This is a genomic window from Lysobacter changpingensis, from assembly GCF_017308985.1.
Lineage (GTDB): Bacteria > Pseudomonadota > Gammaproteobacteria > Xanthomonadales > Xanthomonadaceae > Lysobacter_J > Lysobacter_J changpingensis.
This window is the reverse complement of the sequence record NZ_JADWPE010000003.1, coordinates 695,281-716,894: the sequence shown is the minus strand read 5'-3', so window position 1 is coordinate 716,894 and position 21,614 is coordinate 695,281. Positions and strand designations below refer to the sequence as shown.

The window sequence follows — 21,614 nt, the reverse complement described above, 5'->3', positions numbered from 1 at the left end:
GTTTCACTTGAATTCAACGCGAGCGTGCCACATTTTTCCGACATGCCGCGCGTGGTGCGCGGAAGGTTCCCATCATGTTCAAGCGTCTGTTCCTGTTCCTTGCCACCAATTTCGCGGTCCTGATCCTGCTGAGCATCGTCATGTCGATCCTCGGCGTCGATCCGCGCACGTTCTCCGGCCTGCTGGTGATGGCGACGGTGTTCGGCTTCGGCGGTTCGCTGTTCTCGCTGATGATCTCCAAGTGGGTCGCCAAGCGCTCCACCGGCGCGCACGTGATCGAGCAGCCGCGCAACGAGTCCGAACAGTGGCTGGTCAGCACCGTGCGCCGCCAGGCCGAAGCGGCGGGCATCAAGATGCCCGAAGTCGCCATCTACGACGCGCCGGAAATCAACGCCTTCGCCACCGGCCCGAGCCGCAACAACTCGCTGGTCGCCGTGTCCACCGGCCTGCTGCGCGCGATGAACCGCGACGAAGCCGAAGCCGTGCTCGGCCACGAAGTCAGCCACGTCGCCAACGGCGACATGGTGACGATGGCGCTGATCCAGGGTGTGCTGAACACGTTCGTGATCGTGCTGGCGCGCGTGGTCGGCCGCGTGATCGACAGCTACCTCAGCGGCAACCGCGAAGGCGGCCCGGGCCTGGGCTACTTCGCCATCGTGTTCGTGCTCGACATGGTGTTCGGCCTGTTTGCGAGCATGATCGCGATGTGGTTCTCGCGTCACCGCGAGTTCCGCGCCGACGCCGGCGGCGCCCGACTGGCCGGCCGCGAGAAGATGATCGCCGCGCTGCAGCGCCTGTCGATGACCTACGGCGAAAGCACGCTGCCCAAGACGGTGCAGGCGTTCGGCATCAGCGGCGCCGTGGGCCACGGCCTGCGTCGCCTGTTCCTGAGCCACCCGCCGCTGGAAGAGCGCATCCTGGCCCTGCGCAATGCGCCGATGGAGCAGGTGCGGGGGACGGTGGTGGGCTGACGGCCCGCATAAGTCAGCAAGCAAGCCCGCCTTCCGGCGGGCTTTTTGTTTCAGGAGTTATCTGGTGCGCGCCGATGCTGCGGTCGTCATGCGCCGCTCGACCAAACCGGCGATCAGGAACCCGGCCGCGCAGGCGATGAAGAACACGCCCGGGGCATGTCCGGCGGGCTGGGCACGAGGCTGGACGTCATACAACTGGCTCAGTCCGAGCGACATCAGCGTCCAGAACAGGAACTGATGGAAATCGAGGTATGGCGCGATGGCGCGCTGCCATCGCGATGGGCGGCCTCGTCGCGACCGGATGCCGAGTAATGTTGCGAGGGGCGGAAAGATCAGCCAGACGGCAGCGATCAGCGGCCAGTGCGCATCGGCACCGGGATGTGCGAATGCCGCCGTGCGGTCCGCGTCCAGCCCGCCCGAGAGGCCAGGGGCACGCCGATCAAAAGAGCATTGAGCCTGGGATGGCGCAATCTTTCGAACACGTCGACGCCATCAGAACTCGTAATCCATCGCCGCACCCGGCGGCGCGAGGAAATTGCCCTGCGCGTAGTCGATGCCCGCGCCGAACAGCGTGCTCATGCTGGCCGCGTCCTGCACGAATTCGGCGATGGTCGTCTTGCCGAGTTCGCGCGCCTTCTCGGCGATCTCGCGCAACCGCGCCTGGTGGTCGGGATTGCTGGACAGGTCTTCCATGAAGCTGCGGTCGATCTTGAGCAGCGCGGCGTTGAAGTGGGCCAGCAGCTGGAACGAATTCAGGCCCACGCCGAACTGCTCCAGTCCGACGCGCACGCCGTACTGCGCGACCTGCGCCTGGAAGTCCTGGGCCGCGCGCAGGTGCGTGAACACCTTCGATTCGGGCAGCTGCAGCACCAGCAGGTGGCCGTCGGCGCCGTGCTTGGCGAGCTTTTCCTGGATGAACTGCGCCAGCGTGTTGTCCTGCAGCGAGGCCTGGGTGATCTTCACCAGCACCGTCGTCGGGCGGCCGGCGCGCGAACGCTCGCCGATGACCGAGATCGCCTTGCCGACGACCCAGCGGTCGATTTCCCACAACAGCCCGTGTTCCTCGGCGATCTGCAGGAACGCCAGCGGCGGCACCAGCTCGCCGTGTTCGCCCTGCAGGCGCAGGTAGGCCTCGTACATCTCCAGCGGTTCGCCGTGCAGGCCGATGAGGGGCTGGTATTCCATGACGAAACGGTCGGCGTCGAGCGCGTCGCGGATGCGCTGCACCCACGCTTCGACGCGTTCTTCCTCGGCGCGGTCGGCCGCGCCGGGGTCGAACAGTTCGGTGCGGTTGCCGCCCACGCCGCTGGCCGATTGCAGGCACTGGCTGGCCTTGCCGAGCACGGCGGTGATGCTGGCGATCTTCTCGCCGATGAGCACGCCGCCGATGCTGACGGTGGTGCTGAGCGAACGGTCCGGCGTTTCCAGCACGTGGTCGGCGAACGCCGCGCGGAGCTTTTCGGCAAGGCCGGTGACCATGCGGTGGTCGGCGTTGGGCACGAGCACGGCGAACTGGTGTTCGCCGAATCGCGCCGCGACGTGGTCGGTGCCGAGCACGGTGCGCAGGCGGTCGCCCATCGCGGACACCAGTGCGTCGGCGGCATCCAGGCCGATGTCCTGCAGCAGGCGGTTGAAGTGGTCCGGCTCGATCAGCAGCAGGCCGTGGTGTGAGGCGTTCTGCGCGGCATCGCCGACGGTGTCCTCCAGCGAACGCAGGAAGGTCGCGCGGTTGAGCAGGCCGGTGACCTGGTCGCGCTGGCGCAGTTCCTCGACTTCGCGCGCGAGTTCCGGATCGACTTCCTGCCGGCGCAGGATCACCTGCAGGCAATGCTCGCCTTCGTACGTCGCCGTGGTGAACTCCATCACCGCCGGGAACGCGCTGCCGTCGAGCGCGCGCGCCTCGGTCTCATGGCGCGGCGGCGCCTCGCCCTTGGCGATCTGCTTGAGCAGCGTCTTGAAGCCCTCGACCTTCGACGGAGCGATCAGGTCGAGCAGCGACATGCCTTCGATGTCCTCGAAGGACTCGAAGCCGAAGATTTCCAGGTACGCCGGATTGGCGCGGATGTGCATGCCTTCGTGGATGTAGGCGATCGGCTCGCGCGAGGAGTCGATCAGCGCGTCGCAGCGGCGCTCGGTCTCGCGGATCTGCGCCTCCAGGCGGCGCTGCGAACGGCGCGCCTCCAGGTCCGCCCATTCCTGACGGACGCGGACCTGCAGGTGTTCGCCGCTGCGGCGCAGGACGATGCCGCGGGCGCCGAGGGTCACCATCTCCAGCACGCGCGAGTCGTCCACGGTGTCCAGCAGCATCAGCACGGGCAGGTCCTTGCCGCTGGCGTCCACCGCCTGCATGACCCTGGTGATCGGAACCAGCGTCGCTTCGCGGGCCGCGAGGACGAGGTCCGGCGACTGGCTCGCGATGAGCGTGGCCAGTTCGTTCTCGTTCTCCGGTCGCGACGGGCGCACGGCGATGCCGCTGTTGCGCAGTCCGCTGACGATGGCCTCCGCCGCCTCGACGCTGTCGTCGACGATCAGCAGCCGCAGCGCCGTGTCTTTGCCGAATTGCATTGCGTCACCTCCCCGAACGCGAGTTATGACATGAACGGGAGTGTTCAGTCCATTCACGCACGCCGGAACTGGGGGATATGACGGTTTAGCGACCGGAGCGGAACGAACTTGAGACGGACGTCGCGCGCGGCTTGCCGATTGCGGCGGATCGGAGGTGTCGACTACAGCGGGCGCTTGCCCGGATCGCCGGCGACTTCGCGCACCAGCTTCGGCACGAGATAGCCGGACACGCGCGCGGCCAGCTCGCGGTGCAGGCGCAGGGCGACCTCGTCGGGGACTTCGAAGTGCGCCGAGCCCTGCACGCGATCGAGCTGGTGCAGGTAGTAGGGCAGTACGCCGGCCGCGTGTCCGCGCTCGCCGAGGGCGGCGAGCGCATCGACCGAATCGTTGACCCCGCGCAGCAGCACGGCCTGGTTGAGCAGCATCGCGCCGGTGCCGCGCAGGCGGGCCAGTGCGGCGTCGACGTGGGTGTCGAACTCGTTGGCGTGGTTGGCGTGGAGCACCACGGTGACCGGCCAGGGCAGGGCGGCGAGCCAGTCGGCGAGCGCATCGTCGACGCGCTCGGGCAGCACCACCGGCAGGCGCGTGTGGACGCGCAGGCGCCTGAGGTGCGGGATCCGGGCCAGCGCATCGGTCAGTTCGGCCAGCTTCGGCGTGGCCAGCGACCACGGGTCGCCGCCGGAGAGGATCACCTCGTCGATCGAGGCGTCGTTCCGGATCGCCGCGACCGCCTCGCGCCAGCCGGCCGCCGCCGCGGTTTCCCCGGCGTAGGGGAAGTGGCGGCGGAAGCAGTAGCGGCAGTGGATCGCGCACGAACCGGTGGCGATCAGCAGTGCCCGGCCGCGGTACTTCCGGATCACGCCATGGCCGGCCTTCGCCGCGCCGTCGCCGACGGCGTCGAGGGCGAAGCCGGGCATCGGGCGCATCTCGTCGTCCAGCGGCAGCACCTGGCGCAGCAGCGGATCGTGCGGATCGCCACGGCGCATCCGCGCCACGAACCCGTGCGGCACGCGCAGCGGGAACTGCGCCGCCGCCTCGTCCGAAACGCCCAGCCCGGACGCGTCCAGCCCCAGCATCGCCAGCAGCTCGCGCGGGTCGCGCACGGCGTCGCGCCACAGCTGTTGCCAGCGCGGCGGGGCGGCAGGGGACGAAGCGGGGTGAAGAGGGGCGGGGGCAGCAGGTATCATGGCGGACCGGTTTTCCTTGCGCCGCGGCCATCCGGCCGGGCACAACAGCCCGACATTCTAGCCTCCCGCCCGCATCCGGGCGGGCCGGCGACACCTATTCACCTACGCAGGAGTTCCACTCATGGCCAGCCTGGGCATGAACGACGTCAAGACCGGACAGAAGATCCTGGTCAACAACGACCCGTGCATCATCACCGAAACCGAGTACGTCAAGCCGGGCAAGGGCCAGGCCTTCACGCGCGTGAAGTACCGCAGCATCAAGTCGGGCCGCGTGGTCGAAATGACCATGAAGGCGACCGACAGCGTGGAGCAGGCGGACGTCGTCGACACCGACATGCAGTACCTGTATTCGGACGGCGAGTACTGGCACTTCATGAACCAGGAGTCCTTCGAGCAGGTGCAGGCCGACAAGGCCGGCATGGGCGGCGCCGAAAAGTGGCTCAAGGGCGAGGAAGAGTGCGTGGTCACGCTGTGGAACGGCACGCCGATCGCCGTGCAGCCGCCGAACTTCGTCGAACTGAAGATCGTCGAGACCGACCCGGGCCTGCGCGGCGACACCTCGGGCGGTGGCGGCAAGCCGGCGACGCTGGAAACCGGCGCCGTGGTCCGCGTGCCGCTGTTCGTGAACCAGGAAGAAGTGATCAAGGTCGACACCCGCTCGGGCGAGTACGTCAGCCGGGTGAAGTGACGCACCGGCGCGTTCGCGCGTAGCGCGAACGCCTTTGCCGATGCGTCATCCTCGCGAAAGCGAGGATCCAGGCCGTCACGCGACCCGGAGGAAACCGGGCCGTGACCTTCCCGGAACACCGGCAAGCCACCCTGGATCAAAGCGAGCCGCGACGCGGCTCGCCCCCCTCCCCAACCCTCCCTGCAGGCAGGGGAGGGAGTAGCCAGAAACGAGGCCGCATGACCCACGATCGAGCCCCCGAATCCTGCGATCTGCTGATCGAAGCCGGCTGGGTCGTGCCGGTCGTCCCGCACGGCGTGGTGCTCGAAGCCCACGCCGTCGCCGTGCGCGACGGCGCCATCGTCGCGGTGCTGCCGGTCCGCGAGGCCCGCGAGCGTTTCTCCGCGAAGGAAACCGTCTCGCGCCCCGACGCCGCGCTCATTCCCGGCCTGGTCAACGCGCACACGCACAACCCGATGACCCTGCTGCGCGGCATCGCCGACGACCTGCCGCTGATGGAATGGCTGCAGGGCCACATCTGGCCGGTCGAAGGCGCGGTGATGGGGCCTGAGTTCATCGAGGACGGCATCGCGCTCGCCATCGCCGAGATGCTGCGCGGCGGCACCACCTGCGCCAACGAGAACTACTTCTTCCCCGACGTGCAGGCCGCCGTCTACAAGCAGCACGGCTTCCGCGCGCGCGTCGGCCTGCCGGTGATCGATTTCCCCACCGCGTGGGCGAAGACATCCGAGGAATACTTCGAACGCGCCGGCGAAGTGCACGACCAGTGGCGCGACGATCCGCTGGTGGCGACCGCCTTCGCGCCGCACGCGCCGTACACGGTGTCGGACGAGAACTTCGAGCGCATCCGCATGCTGTCGGACCAGCTCGACATTCCCGTGCACCTGCACACGCACGAGACCGCGCATGAAGTCGTCGAATCGCACGCGAAGCTCGGCCAGCGGCCGATCGCGCGCCTGGACCGCCTCGGCCTGGTCAACGACCGCCTCATCGCCGTGCACATGACCCAGCTCACCGACGCGGAAATCGCGCTGTGCGCGCAGCGCGGCGTGAGCGTGGTGCATTGCCCGGAATCCAACCTCAAGCTGGCCTCGGGCTTCTGTCCCGTCGGCAAGCTGGTGAAGGCCGGCGTGAACGTCGCCATCGGCACCGACGGCTGCGCCAGCAACAACGACCTGGACATGTTCGGCGAGGCGCGCACCGCCGCGCTGCTGGCCAAGGCCGTGGCGGAAGACGCGTCGGCGTTCGATGCCGCGACGGCGCTGCATGCGGCCACGCTGGGCGGCGCACGCGCGCTGGGCTTCGACGCGCTGGTCGGTTCGATCGAACCGGGCAAGCAGGCCGACCTGGTCTGCGTGGACCTGGGCCAGATCGAAACCCAGCCGCTGCACCACGTGGTCTCGCAACTGATCTACGCGACCGGCCGCCACCAGGTGAGCGACGTATGGATCGCCGGCCGCGCGAAGCTGCGCGAGCGCATGCTGGTCGACATGGATGCCGCGGCGCTGGTCGCCAACGCACGGCAGTGGCGCGAGCGGATCGCGGCGATAAGACTCACCTGACACCACGGCCGGTGCCCGTCGTTCCCGCGCAGGCGGAAATCCAGCGACTCGCGCGCGACGCGGCAAAGCACCGATTCCCGCATCGCGGGGACGAAGAAACGGAGCGCCAATGACGACCAACGCATCCACCGACGGCAACTTCACCCAGTCCGAGCTCGACAAGTTCGGCGCGCTCGCGCAGCGCTGGTGGGATCCGGACGGCCCGCAGAAGGCGCTGCACGCGCTCAATCCCGCGCGGTTGGGCTACGTCGCCGATCGCACGCCGTTGCGCGGCGCGCGCGTGCTCGACGTCGGCTGCGGCGCGGGCCTGCTGAGCGAAGCGATGGCGCGCGAAGGCGCGCAGGTCACCGCGCTCGACCTCGCGCCGGAACTGGTCAAGGTCGCGCGCCTGCACGGCCTGGAATCGGGGGTGAAGGTCGATTACCGCCTGCAGTCGGTCGAATCGCTCGCCGACGAAATGGCGGGCCAGTTCGATGCGATCACCTGCATGGAGATGCTCGAGCACGTGCCCGATCCGGGTTCGATCATCCGCGCGTGCGCGACGCTGCTTCGTCCGGGCGGGAAGCTGTTCCTGTCGACGTTGAACCGCACGCCGGCGGCGTTCGCGCTCGCCATCGTCGGCGCCGAATACATCGCCCGGCTGCTGCCGCGCGGCACGCACCAGTACCGCGATTTCATCAAGCCGCACGAACTCGGCGCCTGGTTGCGCGACGCGGGCCTGGCGCCGGAGGACGTCAGCGGCCTGATGTACGAACCGTGGCGCAACGGCGCGCGCATCATCCCGCGCACCGACGTGAACTACCTGGCCTGCGCGGCCAAGCCGGACGCGGCGTGATGCCGGCGGTGGAAGCGGTGAAGTTCCCGAAGGCGGTGCTGTTCGACCTCGACGGCACGCTGCTCGACAGCGCGCCGGACATGGTCGCGGCGATCGACGCGATGCGCGCCGAACGCGGCCAGCCGCCGATGCCGCTGGAAGCGCTGCGTCCCCACGTTTCGAAAGGCGCGCGCGCGATGGTCGCGGCGGCGTTTCCCGACGTCGCCGAAGACGAGCGCGAGCGCTGGATTCCGGAATTCCTCGATTGCTACCAGCGCGCGCTAGGGCAGTACGGCGTGCCGTTCGACGGCATCGAAGCGATGCTCGCGGCGCTGGAAAACGCCGGCTGCGCGTGGGGCATCGTCACCAACAAGCCCGAATACCTCGCGCGCCAGCTGATGCCCGTGCTCGGCTGGGAGCATCGCTGCGCGGTGCTCATCGGTGGCGACACGCTCAAGGCGCGCAAGCCCGATCCTCTGCCGTTGATCGTCGCCGCGGAGCGCATCGGCGTGGCGCCGGAACAGTGCGTCTACGTCGGCGACGACGAACGCGACATCGTCGCCGCGCGCGCGGCCGGCATGCCGTCGGTGGTCGCGCTGTGGGGCTATCGCCTCGACGAGGACGATCCGATCGCGTGGCAGGGCGACGCGATGATCGACCTGCCGTCGCAACTGATCGCCGCCGAGGCCTGGCCGGGCACGCGATGAACACGATCGGGCCCGCACGCGACGAAGCGCTCGACAGCTTCCTCGACAAATGGCGCACGCGCTGGCCGGAATGGGCCGTCGCGCAGGCGTTCGTGCCGCCGGCGCAACGCGACATCGCGCTCGCCTGGGCCGCGTTGCAGCAGGAGCTCACCGACGCCGCCTGGGGCGGCAGCGATCCGCGTCCGGGCGAGGCGAAGCTCGCGTGGTGGATGGAGGAACTGCAGGGCTGGTCGCGCGGCCTGCGCCGGCATCCGCTCGGCATCGCGCTGCAGAAGCTGCCGGCGCCCTGGACGGCCCTCGCGGCGGCGATTCCCGCGCTGCGCGAGAGCCGCGAACGTCCGCGCGATCGCGACGAGGCCTTCGCCGCGTTGGCGCCGTTCGCGCAGGCGGTGGCGGAGATCGAAGCGGTGCTGTTCGACGCATCGCCGGGCGCGGCGTCCGCCGTGCAGGCGGGCCTGCTGCACACGCGGCTCGCGCATGCAGGCGAGGCGTCGGTGCCGATGAGCGTCATCGCCCGTGCGGGCGAGGGCGCGACGACGCGCGCCTGGGCGGCGGAACTGCTCGGACACTGGCCGGAGGACGCGGCCAATCGCCCGCGTCGCGTCTGGAACGCGCTGGCCCGCCAGCGCCTGCGCCGCGGCGATGCGTCGCAGCCGCTGCCGCCGTGGTCGGCGCTGTGGACCGCCTGGCGGGGCGCTCGCGGGTGAACGCGCCGCGGCTATCGGTCCGATAGCCGTCTTCACGCCCCGTAACTGACTGTTGCAGCCTGTCCGGCTGGCCGTCCGGATACGGCCGCTACAATGGCCCGGCTTGCGCTCCCCCGCGCCAACCCCACATCGTCCGCCGTGACCACGACTTCCAACACCCCGCGCCGTCTGCCCGATGTCGCCTTCGATGCCGCCGCCGCGGCGCGACCGCTCGACTGGGTCGGCATGTCCAACATCGCCCTGCCGCTGCGCGTGGCCGGACCCGAGGGCGAGGCGATCACCGTCGCCGCCTCGGTCGATGTCAGCGTCGACCTGAAGGACGCCAACGCGCGCGGCATCCACATGTCGCGCATGTACCTGCAGTTGCAGGACGCCTTCGCCAGCGAGACGGTGACGCCCGCCGGCCTGCGCCGCGTGCTGCAGACGCTCATCGAGAAGCAGGGCGGCATTTCCAGCGCCGCGCGGCTGGTGCTGCGCTACGAACAACTGCTGCTGCGTCCCGCGCTCGCCAGCAACAACGCGGGCTGGAAGCGCTATCCGGTCGAGATCGATGCGACCCTGCGCGACGGCCATCTGCATCTGGCGCTGGCGTTTTCGGTCGAATACTCCAGCACCTGCCCGGCGTCGGCGGCGCTGTCGCGCCAGCTCAACGCCGAGCGCTTCGCCGAGGATTTCGCCGCCGCGCGCCCGTTGTCGGCGGCGGTGGTCGGCGAATGGCTTGCCTCCGAACGCGGGCTGGCCGCCACGCCGCACGCGCAGCGCAGCCGCGCCGATGTTCGTGTCGAACTGCGTCCGGCGTTCGACGAGGTGCCGCTGTCGGCGCTGATCGACGCATTGGAAACCGCCGTGGCCACGCCCGTGCAGACCGCGGTGAAGCGCGAGGACGAGCAGGCCTTCGCACGCCTCAACGCCGAGAACCTGATGTTCTGCGAGGACGCCGCGCGTCGCGTCGCCGCCGCGCTGTCGGCCGATCCGCGCATCGAGCGCTTCGACGCCCGGGTGTCCCATTTCGAAAGCCTGCACGCCCACGACGCGGTGGCTCGGGTGACGGGGCAGGGCGCCCCGGCCTGACCTTCCGGGGCACCGCCGGCCCCGGCCGGCTTGCCCTTCGTCGGACGGTTCCGCGACGGCCGTCTCATTACGGTATGCTCCCCGGCCTTGCTCGGGGGCCAGACGGGTCATGGGGAAACCCTTTCGTCGGTGGTGGCAGGCCGCATTGGCCGGGTTCGGCATGCTCGTGGCGACGTCCGCGTCGGCGCAGCTGTTCGACGTGTCCCGCCTCGACGGAGATCCGGTGCCGCTGGAAGTCCTCTCCGGCCGGCACCAGGGCGAATTCGCCAGCGTGGAAGGCCAGGCCATCCACGAGACCAGCCGCCGCCCGCGCTGGTGGCGGCTGACCGCCCGGGAAGCCGTGCAGCCGGCCGATGCGCCGAACCTGATCCTGCGCTTTCCCTATCTCAACCACGTCGAAGTCTGGCGTCCGGGCGACGCGATCCCGGTGCGCAGGGGGCTGGTCGGCGACGACGCCGACCTCGAATTCTCCACCCGCGCGCTGGTCGTCCCGCTGCCGCAGGGGCTGGCCACCGGCGAGTCGATCTACCTGCGCGTGAGCGCGTTGTCGCCCACGCCGATGGCGGTGGACATCGAACCGCTCGCCGCCGTGCACCGGCACGACCTGCGCCACGTCGCGCTGCGCACCTTCGTGCTCGGCACGCTGGTGGTGTTGGCGCTGCTGGCGGTGGGTTTCTGGGTGGGCATCGGCGAGCGCAGTTACGCCTATCTGTCGTTGACGCTCGCCGCGCAGGCGTTCTACCTGGCCTGCATGGGCGGCGAGATCCGCGCCGTGCCCTGGCTGGCCGAACTGGTCGGCTCCGATCCGCGCGTCGGACGCATGTTCGGATTGCTGGGCGTGCTGGCGAGCAACAGTTTCGTCGCGCTCTACCTCAACCTGCCCGAACGGCACGTGCGTTTCATGCGTGCGCTGCACGGCTGCAACGCGGTGCTGCTGGCGCTGCTGCTGGCGAACATCGGCAGCGCGGCAGGCTGGCTGGGCTGGGTGGCGAACGTGGTGTTCCTGCTCTCGGCGGTGATGACCTTCGCCGCCAGCGTGACCGGCGCCTGGGCCCGCCAGCGCGAGGCGTACTTCATGGTGCTCTCGTGGGCGCCGATGGTCGCGCTGGTGATGCTGCGCATGGGCGAACTGCTGGGCGGCTGGCGCAATCCGGAGTGGATGGAGTACGCGTTCCCGATCGGCCTGGCGATGGGCGGCCTGGTGCTCACCATCGGCCTGACCGATCACATGCACCAGATGCGCCGCGACCGCGACCATGCCAGCCGTCTGGCGACCTACGACGTGCTGACCGGCGCGCTGACGCGTTCGGCCATCAACGAGCGGCTGGAAGCGCTCGCCGAGGCGGCGCAGCGCGGGCGGCGTCCGTTGTCGGTGGTGTTCTTCGACATCGACCATTTCAAGCGCATCAACGATGCGCACGGCCATCGCGTGGGCGACCAGACATTGCGCATCGTCGCGCTGCGCACGCGCAACCGGCTGCGCACGTACGACCTGTTCGGACGTTACGGCGGCGACGAGATCCTCGTCGTCCTTCCCGACACGCAGTTGCGCGAAGCGCTGTGCGTCGCCGAGAACCTGCGCGCGGCGGTGAACTGCCGGCCGCTGTCGATCGACAACCGTTTGTTCACCACGACGTTGAGCCTGGGCGTGGCGGAACTCCACCACGGCGAAACCGTGGAGAAACTGCTCGAACGCGCCGACGCCGCGCTGTACGCCAGCAAGGCCGCCGGCCGCGACCGCGTCACCGGCTACACCGCCTCGCGCCTGCGCACCACGTCGGCGACGCCGGTGGCGAATACGGCCGATTCGGTGGTGTGAGGCGTGAGGTGGGAGAAGTGAGAAGTGAGAAGTAGGAAGTGAGAAGGCGGCTGTACTCGCTGCCCGCTCCCCTTCACCCACTCCTGCACTACTGCGTGCGCTCCAGCACCAGCAACGGATCCACGCGCACCTCGAACCAGTTCATCCCCCAATGCAGATGCGGCCCGGTCGCGCGTCCCGTCGCGCCCACCGCGCCGATCACCTGGCCCTGCTGCACGCGATCGCCCACCTTCACGTCGATCCGCGACAGGTGCAGGAAATTCGAACTCACGCCATGCCCGTGATCGAGCAGCAGCGTGCCGCCGGTGAGGTACAGGTTCGGCGCGGCGAAGGTGACCACGCCCGCGGCCGGCGCCAGCACCGGCGTGCCGTTGGGCGCGGCGATGTCCATGCCCGAATGCGGCGATTTCGGCACGCCGTTGTACACGCGCTGGTTGCCGAAGCGCCCGCTGATGCGGCCCTGCAGCGGCCAGATGAACGCCTGCGCGAAATCGACCCGATCGTCGTCGCGGGCACGCGTCGCGGTGACCTGCGCCTGCTCGCGTTCGATGCGCGCGGCGATGTCCGGCGGTGGTGCCACCGTCTTCGGCGGGACGCCGCGCACGTTCTCGACCGGCCAGTCGCGCGGCGTCACGTCGACACTCGCGACCTGCGTGCGGCCGTCGGCGGTCAGGATGTCGACGCTGACCGGCCCCGCCTCGTCGCGCCCGACGCCGAACACGACCGTGCCGTAGTTTGTCGGCCGCAGCACGCGGGTGCCGTAGCGCACGGTCGCGTTCGCCGGCACCTTGCCGAACACGAGCGAGCCCTGCTGCACGGACGCGGGAAACACCACGCGCGTATCGACCGGCGCGGTCGCGGCGGCCGAAACCTGCGCAATCGCCTGCGATACCGGAGCCGCCGCACAACCCGCCGACGCCATCGCCAGCAGCGACAGCGCGAACGCCTGCGCGAACCTCATCGATCGAACGCCAGTCGCTGGCCGCGCGGTTGTCCGACCAGTTGCCGGCCGTCCCACGCGAGCTCGCCGTTGACCCAGGTCGAGGCGATGCGCGAACGGAACGTCGTGCCTTCGAACGGCGACCAGCCGCACTTCGACAGCACGTCCTCGCGCTGCACGGTGAAGGGCGTGTCGTCGATGAGCACGAGGTCCGCCGCGTAGCCTTCGCGCAGGAAACCGCGCTGCTTCACGTCGAACAGCTGCGCCGGCGCATGCGCGAACTTCTGCACGACCTGCGCCGTGGTCAGGCGACCTTCGTGCACGAGTTCGAGCGCCGCGACCAGCGCGTACTGCACCAGCGGCAGCCCGCTCGGCGCGCCGGTGTACGGACGCGCCTTTTCCTCCAGCGTGTGCGGCGCGTGGTCGGTGGCGAGCACGTCGAGCACGTCGTCGGCCAGCGCCTGGATCAGCGCCTCGCGGTCGCCGGCGTCCTTGATCGCCGGGTTGCACTTGATCAGGTGTCCCAGCCGCGCGTAGTCGTCGCGGTCGAAGCGCAGGAAGTGGATGCAGGTCTCGGCGGTGATGCGCTTGCGGCTGCCGTCGGCGCGGACCAGCGGACCGGCTTCGAACAGCGCCAGTTCGTCCGCCGTGCTGATGTGCAGCACGTGCAGGCGCGCATCGTGCTTGCGGGCCAGCGACAGCGCCAGCTGGGTGGACTTCATGCACGCTTCGCGCGAACGGATGTCCGGATGGCACGCGGCCGGGATGTCGTCGCCGTACTTCGCCTTGTAGCGGGCGAGTTCGGCGTCGATCATCGGCGTGTCCTCGCAATGCGTGATGATCGGCGTGGGCGCATCGCGGAAGATGCCGTCGAGGATCTCCGGGTTGTCGACCAGCATGTTGCCGGTGGAGGCGCCCATGAACACCTTGATGCCCGGCGCGGCGAGCGGATCCAGCGACTGGATCGCGGCGAGGTTGTCGTTGCTCGCGCCCATGTAGAAGCCGTAGTTGCCCCATGCCCGGCCGGCGGCGCGGCGGTATTTGTTTTCCAGCGCTTCGGCGTCGAGCGTGGGCGGGTTGGTGTTGGGCATGTCCATGAAGGACGTCAGCCCGCCCGCGACGGCGGCGGCCGATTCGGTCGCGATGTCCGCCTTGTATTCCAGGCCCGGTTCGCGGAAGTGCACCTGGTCGTCGATCATGCCCGGCAGCAGGCGACGGCCACCGGCATCGATCACCGATTCGTTCGCGCGCGCCGACAGGCCTGTGCCGATCTGGGCGATCCGCCCGTCCTCGAAGCGCAGGTCGCCGTCGAATTCGCGGCCTTCGTTGACCAGGCGGGCGTTGACGATCAGTGTCGATGGCATGAGTGTTTCCCAGAGGGTGGTTCCGGAACGGGATCGATCCCGCCCGGGTGAAGGGGATGGCAACGCAGGATCCGGCGCAGCGCCAGCCAACTGCCCTTGAAGGCGCCGAAACGGGCGATGGCCTGCATGGCGTATTCCGAGCACGTCGGATGGAAACGGCAGCGCGGACCAAGCAGCGGACTGATCCAGCGCTTGTAACCGCGCAGCAGGATGATGAGCAGACGGTCGATCACGGTTCCTTAATGCGGACAGGCATCTGAATATGCGGTTGCCGCAGGTGCCGGGGCAGGGTATAACAGCGCGCTTTCCCGTCACAAGGCTCCAGTTTTCGGCCGATCCACGGATCGACCGACCATCGCGGAACCGGCACGATCGATGGCTTCCGCGGACGGTGTCCGGCACATGCATGCGATGTCATGCAGCGCGGACACGAAGTGGGGCATGCTGTGCTCCACACCGCCTTCGGACCGTCGTCCGGAGGTCCTCAGGGAACAGAAGGACACGTCGCTCGTGGCAGTGAAAAAAACCGCGAAGAAGGCCGCCAAGGCCATCAAGAAGACCGTCAAGCCGGCCGCCAAGAAGGCCGCGTCCAGCAAACCCGCAGCGAAGAAGACCGCGGTGAAGAAGCCGGCCGCGAAGAAGGCGGCTCCGGCGAAGAAGCCGGTGGCCAAGAAGGCCGCTCCGGCCAGGAAGACTCCCGCCACCAGGCCGGTCGCCAAGAAGGCTCCGGTGGCGAAGAAGGTGCCGGCCAAGCCGGCCGCCAGCACGAAGAAGCCCGTCGTCGCCAAGAAGGCGGCTCCGGCGGGCAAGCCGGTCGCCAAGCAGGCGCCGGCCCCCGCGAAAAAGGCCGCGCCGGTGAAGTCCACGCCGGTGAAGGCCGCCCCTCCCCAGGAAGGCAAGTCCACGGCCGCAAAGCCGGCGGGCAAGCCTGTCGTCAAGAAACCCGCAGTGCAGCCGGCCGCCGAATCCCAAGCAGCCAAGCCGGTCGCCAGCAAGCCAGAAGTCGCCAAGAATCCAGTGACACAACCCGCATCCAACAAGGCGCCTGCAACCAAAGCGGCGGCAGCAAGCAACCCCGCGACCAAGACCGCTCCGCGCCCGGCCGGCAAGGTCGCCGTGGCCGTCGTCGCCAAGCCGCAGGCTCCCGCGCCGAAAGGCAAGGTCAAAGTCGTGCCGTACCAGACAGATGAGGCCACCGGCCGTCCGCTCGTCCCGCAGGGCTACAAGCCCACGGTGGACGAGGAATACATGAACCCGCTGCAACTGGAGTACTTCCGCCAGCGCCTGCTGCAATGGCGTGCGGACCTGGTCGAGGAATCCAAGCAGACCATCGAGAACCTCAAGGACGAAGTCCGCGACGTCGGCGACGAAGCCGAGCGCGCGACCCGCGAAACCGAGAACTCGCTGGAACTTCGCACCCGCGACCGCTATCGCAAGCTGATCAGCAAGATCGACAGCACGCTCAAGCGCGTGGATTCGGGCGATTACGGTTACTGCGTCGACACCGGCGAGGAAATCGGCCTGGAGCGCCTGGAAGCCCGCCTCACCGCCGAGCGCACGATCGACGCGCAGGAGCGGTGGGAACATCTGCAGAAGCAGATGGGCGACTGATCCAGCGTCGCTTGTACAGCCACGAAAGCCCGGCGCATGCCGGGCTTTTCGTTTCGGTTTCCTTCCGTCGGTGGAGCCTTCCTCTGCGAAACATTGCCGGTTTGCTGCTGGTCGTGATTGCGGGTTGTGGCAGCGGTGCTCCGCCGGTGTACCGCAATCTCCATGTGCTTCCGGACGGCAGCCTTGAACTGGATGGCATGACGGGCGAGCTGGGCCGCCTGCAAAACCACCTGGGCGATCCGGAGTCGATACGGGTCAATATCGTGGGCTGCCCGCAAACCCCGTACCGTGCGGTCGCGCGCATCGCGAGCGCGCTCGAATCGGCGGGCTACCGGCGGGTGGGCTTCGTGGAAGGCGATTCGCCGCGAGCGAAACGGCTCTGCTCGCAAGCGCATCCGGTCGGCGACATCGTCGCTCCGTAACGGCCCGATCCAGTCCATGCGCCGCGCCCGCCGCCGGTGCATGCTGCTGCTTCCGAACGAAGCCCGCAGCCGTCATGTCCGAACCCACCGATTTCATGCGAGAAGCCATCGCGCTGGCGCGTGCGAACGTCGCCGAAGGCGGGCGTCCGTTCGGCGCGGTGCTCGTGCGCGATGGCGAAGTGCTCGCGCGTGCCGCCAATCGCATCCATGCGACCCACGATCCCACCGCGCATGCGGAACTGCTCGCGATCCGCGAGGCCGCGCAGCGTTCGGGTTCGCCGCGCCTCGATGGAGCGGTGATCTATGCGAGCGGGCATCCGTGTCCGATGTGCCTGGCCGCGATGCACCTGTGCGGCGTGACGCGCGCGTACTACGCGTATTCGAACGAGGACGGCGAGCCGTTCGGTCTCTCCACCTCGGCCGTGTATGCGCAGATGGCGCTGCCGCCGGATCGGCAATCGCTGTCGTTGGAGCCCCTGCGTCCCGAAGGCGAGCGCGGACTCTACGAGGCGTGGTCGGCGGTGCGCGGCCAGGGTTTCAGCCGCTTGCGCATGAAGATGCGCTCGTGCGCGTCCGGGTAATCCTCCAGCACCGCGAACCGCTCGTAACCCTGGCGCCGGTAGAACGCCTCGGCCTGCCAGTCGAACGTGTCCAGCCGTGCGTGAAGCGCGCCCAGTGCGAGCGCCCGCTGCTCGCAGGCGTGCAGCAGCGCGGCGCCGTGGCCCTGCCCGCGGACGCGTTCGTGAAGCCACAACACGTGGATTTCCAGCCAGCCGAGCAGCACTTCGGCGACGATGCCGCCGATCAGTTCGCCGTTGTCGTCCTTTGCCGCGAGCTGGATCGCAATGCAGTCGATACCGCCCGCCGCCGCGCGATTGAACGCCTGCAGCCCCAGGCAGATGCGCTGCGTTTCCGCGGCGGTCGCGTCGGTGATGGCGGACATCAGTGCAGGTCGCGCAGATCGAGCCGGCGCAGTTTCGGCGCCAGCTTCGCGGTCGCGCCCACCACGGCCAGGGTCATGCAGCCGCCGAAGATCACCGACGGCACCAGGCCCAGCAGTTTCGCCGCGACGCCCGATTCGAACGCGCCCAGCTCGTTCGACGAGCCGATGAAGATGCCGTTGATCGACGACACGCGCCCGCGCATGTGGTCCGGCGTCGCCAGCTGCAGGATGGTCGAGCGCAGCACCACCGACACGCCGTCGCACATGCCGGAGAACACCAGCATCAGCGACGACAGCCACAGATGCCGCGACATCGCGAAGCCGATGATCGACAGGCCGAAGCCCGCCACCGCGATCAGCAGCACGCGTCCCGCGTGGCGTTGCAGCGGCCGTCGCGCCAGGTAGATGCCCATCAGCACCGCGCCCACCGCCGGCGAGGCGCGCAGCAGGCCCAGCGCTTCGGGGCCGTAATGCAGGATCTCGTTGATGAACGCCGGCAGCAGCGCGACCGCGCCGCCGAACAGCACCGAGAACATGTCCAGCGCCTGCGCGCCCAGCACGACCTGCGTGTTGAGGACGAAACGCAGCCCTTCGCCGATGCTCTTGAACACCGGCGCGCGTTCGCTCGGCAGCGGCGGCTCGGTCACGCGAAGCGTGATCACCGCGATCGCCGCCGCCGCCGCGAAGGCAGCCGCGACGAGGTAGGCGGCGCTCTTGCCGCCCCAGGCCACCAGCAGGCCGCCGGCGGCGGGGCCGAAGACCAGGCCGGTCTGCATCACCACGCTGCTCACGCCCGCGCCGCGGACGAATTCCTCGCGCTTGAGCACGCGCGCGAACAGCGACATGTACACCGGCGCCAGGAACGCACGCACCACGCCGTTCACCGCGATCGCCGCGTAGATCGTGAGCGTGCCGAACCAGGAGGTGCCCGCCGGCAAAACGCCCGACGCGACGCCGGCGAGCGTCAGTGTCGTGAGCAGCAAACCGATGCACGCCGCCATGCCGAGCCTGCGACGTGGCAGGTGGTCCACCGCGTATCCGGCGAACAGCGCGAAGCAGAAATACGGAATGACTTCGGCCAGGCCGATCAGGCCGAGCGCGAACGCGTCGCGCGTGAGTTCGTACACATGCCACCCGACCGTCACCGCGACGATCTGGTAGGACAGCATCGCCAGCAGGCGATAGGTCAGCAGGCCGGTGAAGCCGCGGTTGCGCAGGAGTTCGCCGACCCCGGGGTGGGCGGGACTTTCGCTCTCAGCAGCTTCGCTCACCGGTCAGGACTCACAGCGCCTGGCGCGCTCGCTCGCGGATGAAGCCGAGCAGGGCCGCCAGGCCGTTGCTGCGGGTGGGCGAGAGGTGCTTCGCCAACCCGATCTCGGCGATGTAGTCCGCGTCGGTTTCGGAGATCTCCTTCGCGCTGCGGCCCGAATAGACGCGCAGGGCGAGGTAGATCAGGCCCGAGACGATGGCCGAGTCGCTTATGGCATGGAAATCGAGCCGGTCGGCATCGCCCTCGGCGACGATCCAGACCATCGACTGGCAGCCGTGCAGGCGGTGTTCCTCGGTCTTCCAGTCCGCCGGCAGGTCCGGCAGCTTGCGGCCGAGGTCGATCAGATACTGATAACGCTCGGACCAGTCGCCGAAGAAGGCGAACTCATCGCGGATGGCCTGCTGCGCCTCGCGCGCAGTGGCTTCGAGCGGGAACGGGCTGGTGGGGGCGGCGATGGCGTTCATTGCGTGTGATTTTACGCGTGCGAGCGGAATGCACGGTGAGGTTTGTTGTTGCGCCGCAGGCTGTCTCGCGGGGCCGTCTTGTTTGCTCCTCCCCCTGCTTGCAGACGGAGGTTGGGAGGGGGTAGGCGGCGCGAAGCGCCGGGTGCAGCGACCAGATCAAACGTGGCCGCAGTTCACTTCACCTCCCCCAAAGCAGGGGAGGGAGCAAAAAAGCATCAACCGCGCTTCCAGCGCACGCCCTGCGGCGTGTCTTCCAGCAGGATGCCTTCGCCGGCGAGCTGGTCGCGGATCGCGTCCGCACGCGCGAAATCACGGGCCTTCTTCGCCGCGACACGCTCGTCGATGAGCGCCTGGATCCGCGCGTCGTCGTCATCGTCGGTGCCGCGCGCGAACCACGCCGCCGGTTCCTGCTGGAGCAGACCGAGCGCCAGACCCGCGCCGAGCAGTTCCGACTTCAGTCGCGCCTTCTCGTCGACCGACCCGGCCTTGCGCGCCTCGCCGGCGATGCGCGCGATTTCCGCCATCACCTGCGGCGTGTTGAGGTCGTCGTCCAGCGCGGCTTCCACGGTGTCCGGAATCGCGGCATCGGCGGAGACATCCGCCAGATCGCGCAAGGTTCCGTACAGCCGGTCCAGGGTGCGCACGCTCTGTTCGATCAGCCCGTCGGACCACTCCAGCGGCTGGCGGTAATGCGCCGACAGCAGCGCGAAACGCAGCGCCTCCGGCGGGTACTGCCGGACCAGATCGTGCACGCGCTGGATGTTGCCGACCGACTTGGCCATCTTGGCGCCGCCGAAATTCAGCATGCCGTTGTGCAGCCAGTAGCGGGCGAAGATCCTGCCGCCGTGGGCGCACTCGCTCTGCGCGATCTCGTTCTCGTGGTGCGGGAACTGCAGGTCGACGCCGCCAGCGTGGATGTCGATGGTCTCGCCCAGATGCGCGGCGGCCATGGCAGAGCACTCGATATGCCAGCCTGGACGGCCGCGGCCCCAGGGCGATTCCCAGCCGGGGAGATCGTCGGTGGACGGCTTCCACAGCACGAAATCGCCCGCATCGCGCTTGTACGGCGCCACGTCGATGCGCGCGCCGGCGAGCAGTTCCTCCGGATCGCGGCGCGACAGCTTGCCGTAGCCGGCGAAGGTGCCGACGGCGAACAGCACGTGGCCTTCGGCCTCGTAGGCGTGGCCGGCGTCGATCAGGCGCTGGATCATCGCGATGATCTGCGGCACGTGCGCCGTCGCCTCGGGCTGGATGTCCTGCGGCTTCACGCCCAGCGCGGCCATGTCGTCCAGGTACGCGGCGGTGAAGCGGGTGGTGATCTCCGAGATCGGCACGCCGCGCTCGCGGGCGGCGTTGTTGATCTTGTCGTCGATGTCGGTGATGTTGCGGGCGTAGGCCAGGCCGCCGAATCGGCGGCGCAGCACCTCGGCCAGCACGCCGAACACCACCGGCCCGCGCGCGTTGCCGATGTGGACGAAGTTGTAGACCGTGGGCCCGCACAGGTACATGGTCGGGCGGGCGGGATTGAGGGGCGCGAACGGCTCGACCCGACGCGTCAGGCTGTTGAAAAGGTGCAGGCTCATGGGGTTACCGCCGGAAGTGCCGGCCATTCTAGCGGCAGCGCCGGGCTCGCGACCCGGTTCCGCGCGTCCGCCACCCCGGGCAACCTAAAGGCGGGGTTCAGACCCCGGCCACCGTATCCGCTTACACTTTCTGAACATTTCCCTACCTTGCGAGAGTGATGGCCCGTCGAGTCACGTTCCTGCCGGCGACAGCAGCCGCCCTGTCCGGGCCCGTCGCCGCGGTGGCCATCGCGATGCTGTGGGTGGGGGCGGCGCAGGCGCAGCAGGCGCCGACGCAGAACACGGTCATCCAGGCGGAGAACGTCCGCTTCGACTACGCGCAGGTGCTGCGCGTGACGCCGGTCTACCAGACCCTCAAGGCGAGCTCGGTCGAGGAGCAGTGCGAGGAACCCAAGGGCGATTCCAAGCTCTCGCGCGCGATCGGCGCCGTGAAGGAAGCCCTCGGCCGCGAGGAGAAGGACAAGCAGGCGGCGGCGGTGGACTGCAAGCCGGTCACCGTCGAACGCGAGTTCCGTCGGCCGATCGCCTACGACGTCGACTACACCTACAAGGGCGCCAAGTACCGCTCGCGCCTGCCGGAGGATCCGGGCAACCGGCTGCGGATCCGGGTTTCCGTGACGCCGGTCGTGCAGCCGCCGCGCAGCCGGTAGATCCGGGCCGCGTCCGCCAAGCCAGCTGCGTGCAGCGGCTTTGCCGGATCACCATGCCGGCAGGCGCGACCCATCCGTTCCCAACCCCGGGCACAAATGTGTTGCGCCGGCCCCCCTCGCATGCGAGCATTCGCCCCCTCATGAACGCCCTTTACGCCGACGCCGACGTGCTCACCTCCGCCTGGATGGCGGCGGGGATGACCTCGCGCGCGCGCCGACCGTACACCCGCCAATCCGCTGGGTAGACGGTCGCACGCGCCATTCGCAACAGGCGAA

Annotated in this window: 22 protein-coding genes; 12 read left to right on the top strand and 10 right to left on the bottom strand. The window is 69.0% G+C overall.

Going from position 1 to position 21,614, the window contains the following annotated elements:
* Nucleotides 1-74 precede the first annotated feature (74 nt).
* Complete coding sequence (gene htpX / locus I4U41_RS10165; protein WP_206861020.1) at nt 75-971, top strand: protease HtpX; 897 nt, start codon at nt 75-77, stop codon at nt 969-971.
* Nucleotides 972-1,028: 57 nt separating this feature from the next.
* Here the strand turns inward: htpX and I4U41_RS10160 are convergent, their stop codons facing one another.
* From I4U41_RS10160 to epmB, 3 genes are all read right to left on the bottom strand, one after another.
* Nucleotides 1,029-1,187: a hypothetical protein gene (locus I4U41_RS10160; protein ID WP_206861019.1), complete on the bottom strand. Its 159-nt coding sequence runs from the start codon at nt 1,185-1,187 to the stop codon at nt 1,029-1,031.
* A 276-nt stretch (nt 1,188-1,463) separates the two neighbouring features.
* Nucleotides 1,464-3,536 carry an EAL domain-containing response regulator gene (locus I4U41_RS10155; RefSeq protein ID WP_206861018.1) on the bottom strand — a complete coding sequence of 691 codons (2,073 nt, stop codon included), beginning with the start codon at nt 3,534-3,536 and terminating at the stop codon, nt 1,464-1,466.
* A 161-nt stretch (nt 3,537-3,697) separates the two neighbouring features.
* Entirely contained in the window at nt 3,698-4,723 is a 1,026-nt protein-coding gene (gene epmB, locus I4U41_RS10150; protein WP_206861017.1) for an EF-P beta-lysylation protein EpmB, read from the bottom strand.
* Nucleotides 4,724-4,844: 121 nt separating this feature from the next.
* Between epmB and efp the strand changes: the two genes are divergently transcribed.
* The 7 genes from efp (at nt 4,845) to I4U41_RS10115 (ending at nt 12,091) form a co-directional block, all read left to right on the top strand.
* The gene (efp, locus tag I4U41_RS10145; RefSeq protein WP_206861016.1) at nt 4,845-5,411 is read left to right on the top strand and encodes an elongation factor P; all 567 of its coding nucleotides are present in this window, start codon (nt 4,845-4,847) and stop codon (nt 5,409-5,411) included.
* 218 nt (nt 5,412-5,629) lie between these two features.
* Entirely contained in the window at nt 5,630-6,973 is a 1,344-nt protein-coding gene (locus I4U41_RS10140) for a TRZ/ATZ family hydrolase (protein ID WP_206861015.1), read from the top strand.
* 109 nt (nt 6,974-7,082) lie between these two features.
* Complete coding sequence (gene ubiG / locus I4U41_RS10135; protein WP_206861014.1) at nt 7,083-7,808, top strand: bifunctional 2-polyprenyl-6-hydroxyphenol methylase/3-demethylubiquinol 3-O-methyltransferase UbiG; 726 nt, start codon at nt 7,083-7,085, stop codon at nt 7,806-7,808.
* Nucleotides 7,808-8,494 (top strand): phosphoglycolate phosphatase, encoded by a 687-nt coding sequence (locus I4U41_RS10130; protein ID WP_206861013.1) that lies wholly within the window; start codon nt 7,808-7,810, stop codon nt 8,492-8,494. The genes ubiG and I4U41_RS10130 overlap by 1 nt, the downstream gene beginning before the upstream one ends.
* Complete coding sequence (locus I4U41_RS10125; RefSeq protein ID WP_206861012.1) at nt 8,491-9,201, top strand: phytoene/squalene synthase family protein; 711 nt, start codon at nt 8,491-8,493, stop codon at nt 9,199-9,201. The genes I4U41_RS10130 and I4U41_RS10125 overlap by 4 nt, the downstream gene beginning before the upstream one ends.
* A gap of 138 nt (nt 9,202-9,339) precedes the next feature.
* Nucleotides 9,340-10,272 carry a GTP cyclohydrolase FolE2 gene (gene folE2 / locus I4U41_RS10120; RefSeq protein WP_320415168.1) on the top strand — a complete coding sequence of 311 codons (933 nt, stop codon included), beginning with the start codon at nt 9,340-9,342 and terminating at the stop codon, nt 10,270-10,272.
* Nucleotides 10,273-10,381: 109 nt separating this feature from the next.
* On the top strand, nt 10,382-12,091 hold the full coding sequence (locus tag I4U41_RS10115; RefSeq protein WP_206861010.1) for a GGDEF domain-containing protein: 1,710 nt from the start codon (nt 10,382-10,384) through the stop codon (nt 12,089-12,091).
* 88 nt (nt 12,092-12,179) lie between these two features.
* Here the strand turns inward: I4U41_RS10115 and I4U41_RS10110 are convergent, their stop codons facing one another.
* The 3 genes from I4U41_RS10110 to yidD are packed head-to-tail and all read right to left on the bottom strand — an operon-like array spanning nt 12,180 to nt 14,628.
* The gene (locus I4U41_RS10110) at nt 12,180-13,052 is read right to left on the bottom strand and encodes a M23 family metallopeptidase (protein ID WP_206861009.1); all 873 of its coding nucleotides are present in this window, start codon (nt 13,050-13,052) and stop codon (nt 12,180-12,182) included.
* Nucleotides 13,049-14,395: a dihydroorotase gene (locus tag I4U41_RS10105; protein WP_206861008.1), complete on the bottom strand. Its 1,347-nt coding sequence runs from the start codon at nt 14,393-14,395 to the stop codon at nt 13,049-13,051. Before I4U41_RS10105 ends, I4U41_RS10110 begins: the two co-directional genes overlap by 4 nt.
* Complete coding sequence (gene yidD / locus I4U41_RS10100) at nt 14,380-14,628, bottom strand: membrane protein insertion efficiency factor YidD (RefSeq protein WP_206861007.1); 249 nt, start codon at nt 14,626-14,628, stop codon at nt 14,380-14,382. The genes I4U41_RS10105 and yidD overlap by 16 nt, the downstream gene beginning before the upstream one ends.
* Nucleotides 14,629-14,905: 277 nt before the next feature.
* On the opposite strand from yidD, the gene dksA reads away from it, so the two are divergent.
* The 3 genes from dksA (at nt 14,906) to I4U41_RS10085 (ending at nt 17,009) form a co-directional block, all read left to right on the top strand.
* The gene (dksA, locus tag I4U41_RS10095; RefSeq protein WP_206861006.1) at nt 14,906-16,006 is read left to right on the top strand and encodes an RNA polymerase-binding protein DksA; all 1,101 of its coding nucleotides are present in this window, start codon (nt 14,906-14,908) and stop codon (nt 16,004-16,006) included.
* 11 nt (nt 16,007-16,017) lie between these two features.
* Nucleotides 16,018-16,428, top strand: coding sequence for an ExbD/TolR family protein (locus tag I4U41_RS10090; protein WP_206861005.1), 411 nt, complete (start codon nt 16,018-16,020; stop codon nt 16,426-16,428).
* Between the two features lie 74 nt (nt 16,429-16,502).
* Complete coding sequence (locus I4U41_RS10085) at nt 16,503-17,009, top strand: nucleoside deaminase (protein ID WP_206861004.1); 507 nt, start codon at nt 16,503-16,505, stop codon at nt 17,007-17,009.
* Here the strand turns inward: I4U41_RS10085 and I4U41_RS10080 are convergent.
* The 4 genes from I4U41_RS10080 to cysS all read right to left on the bottom strand — a co-directional run bounded on the left by I4U41_RS10080 (nt 16,931) and on the right by cysS (nt 20,688).
* Nucleotides 16,931-17,371, bottom strand: a complete 441-nt coding sequence (locus tag I4U41_RS10080; protein ID WP_206861003.1) for a GNAT family N-acetyltransferase — start codon at nt 17,369-17,371, stop codon at nt 16,931-16,933. The genes I4U41_RS10085 and I4U41_RS10080 overlap by 79 nt on opposite strands.
* Nucleotides 17,371-18,642: an MFS transporter gene (locus I4U41_RS10075; RefSeq protein WP_206861002.1), complete on the bottom strand. Its 1,272-nt coding sequence runs from the start codon at nt 18,640-18,642 to the stop codon at nt 17,371-17,373. The genes I4U41_RS10080 and I4U41_RS10075 overlap by 1 nt, the downstream gene beginning before the upstream one ends.
* A gap of 10 nt (nt 18,643-18,652) precedes the next feature.
* Nucleotides 18,653-19,105, bottom strand: coding sequence for a SufE family protein (locus I4U41_RS10070; RefSeq protein ID WP_206861001.1), 453 nt, complete (start codon nt 19,103-19,105; stop codon nt 18,653-18,655).
* A gap of 215 nt (nt 19,106-19,320) precedes the next feature.
* Nucleotides 19,321-20,688 carry a cysteine--tRNA ligase gene (gene cysS / locus I4U41_RS10065; RefSeq protein ID WP_206861000.1) on the bottom strand — a complete coding sequence of 456 codons (1,368 nt, stop codon included), beginning with the start codon at nt 20,686-20,688 and terminating at the stop codon, nt 19,321-19,323.
* A 233-nt stretch (nt 20,689-20,921) separates the two neighbouring features.
* Between cysS and I4U41_RS10060 the strand changes: the two genes are divergently transcribed.
* On the top strand, nt 20,922-21,338 hold the full coding sequence (locus I4U41_RS10060; RefSeq protein ID WP_206861612.1) for a hypothetical protein: 417 nt from the start codon (nt 20,922-20,924) through the stop codon (nt 21,336-21,338).
* Nucleotides 21,339-21,614: the final 276 nt, after the last annotated feature.

Coding starts and splice junctions, on each gene's coding strand:
- I4U41_RS10160 (WP_206861019.1), bottom strand. CDS start 1,187: ATGTCGCTCGGACTGAGCCAGTTGTATGACGTCCAGCCTCGTGCCCAG.
- I4U41_RS10155 (WP_206861018.1), bottom strand. CDS start 3,536: ATGCAATTCGGCAAAGACACGGCGCTGCGGCTGCTGATCGTCGACGAC.
- efp (WP_206861016.1), top strand. CDS start 4,845: ATGGCCAGCCTGGGCATGAACGACGTCAAGACCGGACAGAAGATCCTG.
- htpX (WP_206861020.1), top strand. CDS start 75: ATGTTCAAGCGTCTGTTCCTGTTCCTTGCCACCAATTTCGCGGTCCTG.
- epmB (WP_206861017.1), bottom strand. CDS start 4,723: ATGATACCTGCTGCCCCCGCCCCTCTTCACCCCGCTTCGTCCCCTGCC.
- I4U41_RS10080 (WP_206861003.1), bottom strand. CDS start 17,371: ATGTCCGCCATCACCGACGCGACCGCCGCGGAAACGCAGCGCATCTGC.
- I4U41_RS10125 (WP_206861012.1), top strand. CDS start 8,491: ATGAACACGATCGGGCCCGCACGCGACGAAGCGCTCGACAGCTTCCTC.
- cysS (WP_206861000.1), bottom strand. CDS start 20,688: ATGAGCCTGCACCTTTTCAACAGCCTGACGCGTCGGGTCGAGCCGTTC.
- I4U41_RS10130 (WP_206861013.1), top strand. CDS start 7,808: ATGCCGGCGGTGGAAGCGGTGAAGTTCCCGAAGGCGGTGCTGTTCGAC.
- I4U41_RS10105 (WP_206861008.1), bottom strand. CDS start 14,395: ATGCCATCGACACTGATCGTCAACGCCCGCCTGGTCAACGAAGGCCGC.
- I4U41_RS10115 (WP_206861010.1), top strand. CDS start 10,382: ATGGGGAAACCCTTTCGTCGGTGGTGGCAGGCCGCATTGGCCGGGTTC.
- I4U41_RS10110 (WP_206861009.1), bottom strand. CDS start 13,052: ATGAGGTTCGCGCAGGCGTTCGCGCTGTCGCTGCTGGCGATGGCGTCG.
- I4U41_RS10140 (WP_206861015.1), top strand. CDS start 5,630: ATGACCCACGATCGAGCCCCCGAATCCTGCGATCTGCTGATCGAAGCC.
- ubiG (WP_206861014.1), top strand. CDS start 7,083: ATGACGACCAACGCATCCACCGACGGCAACTTCACCCAGTCCGAGCTC.
- I4U41_RS10060 (WP_206861612.1), top strand. CDS start 20,922: ATGCTGTGGGTGGGGGCGGCGCAGGCGCAGCAGGCGCCGACGCAGAAC.
- I4U41_RS10070 (WP_206861001.1), bottom strand. CDS start 19,105: ATGAACGCCATCGCCGCCCCCACCAGCCCGTTCCCGCTCGAAGCCACT.
- I4U41_RS10085 (WP_206861004.1), top strand. CDS start 16,503: ATGTCCGAACCCACCGATTTCATGCGAGAAGCCATCGCGCTGGCGCGT.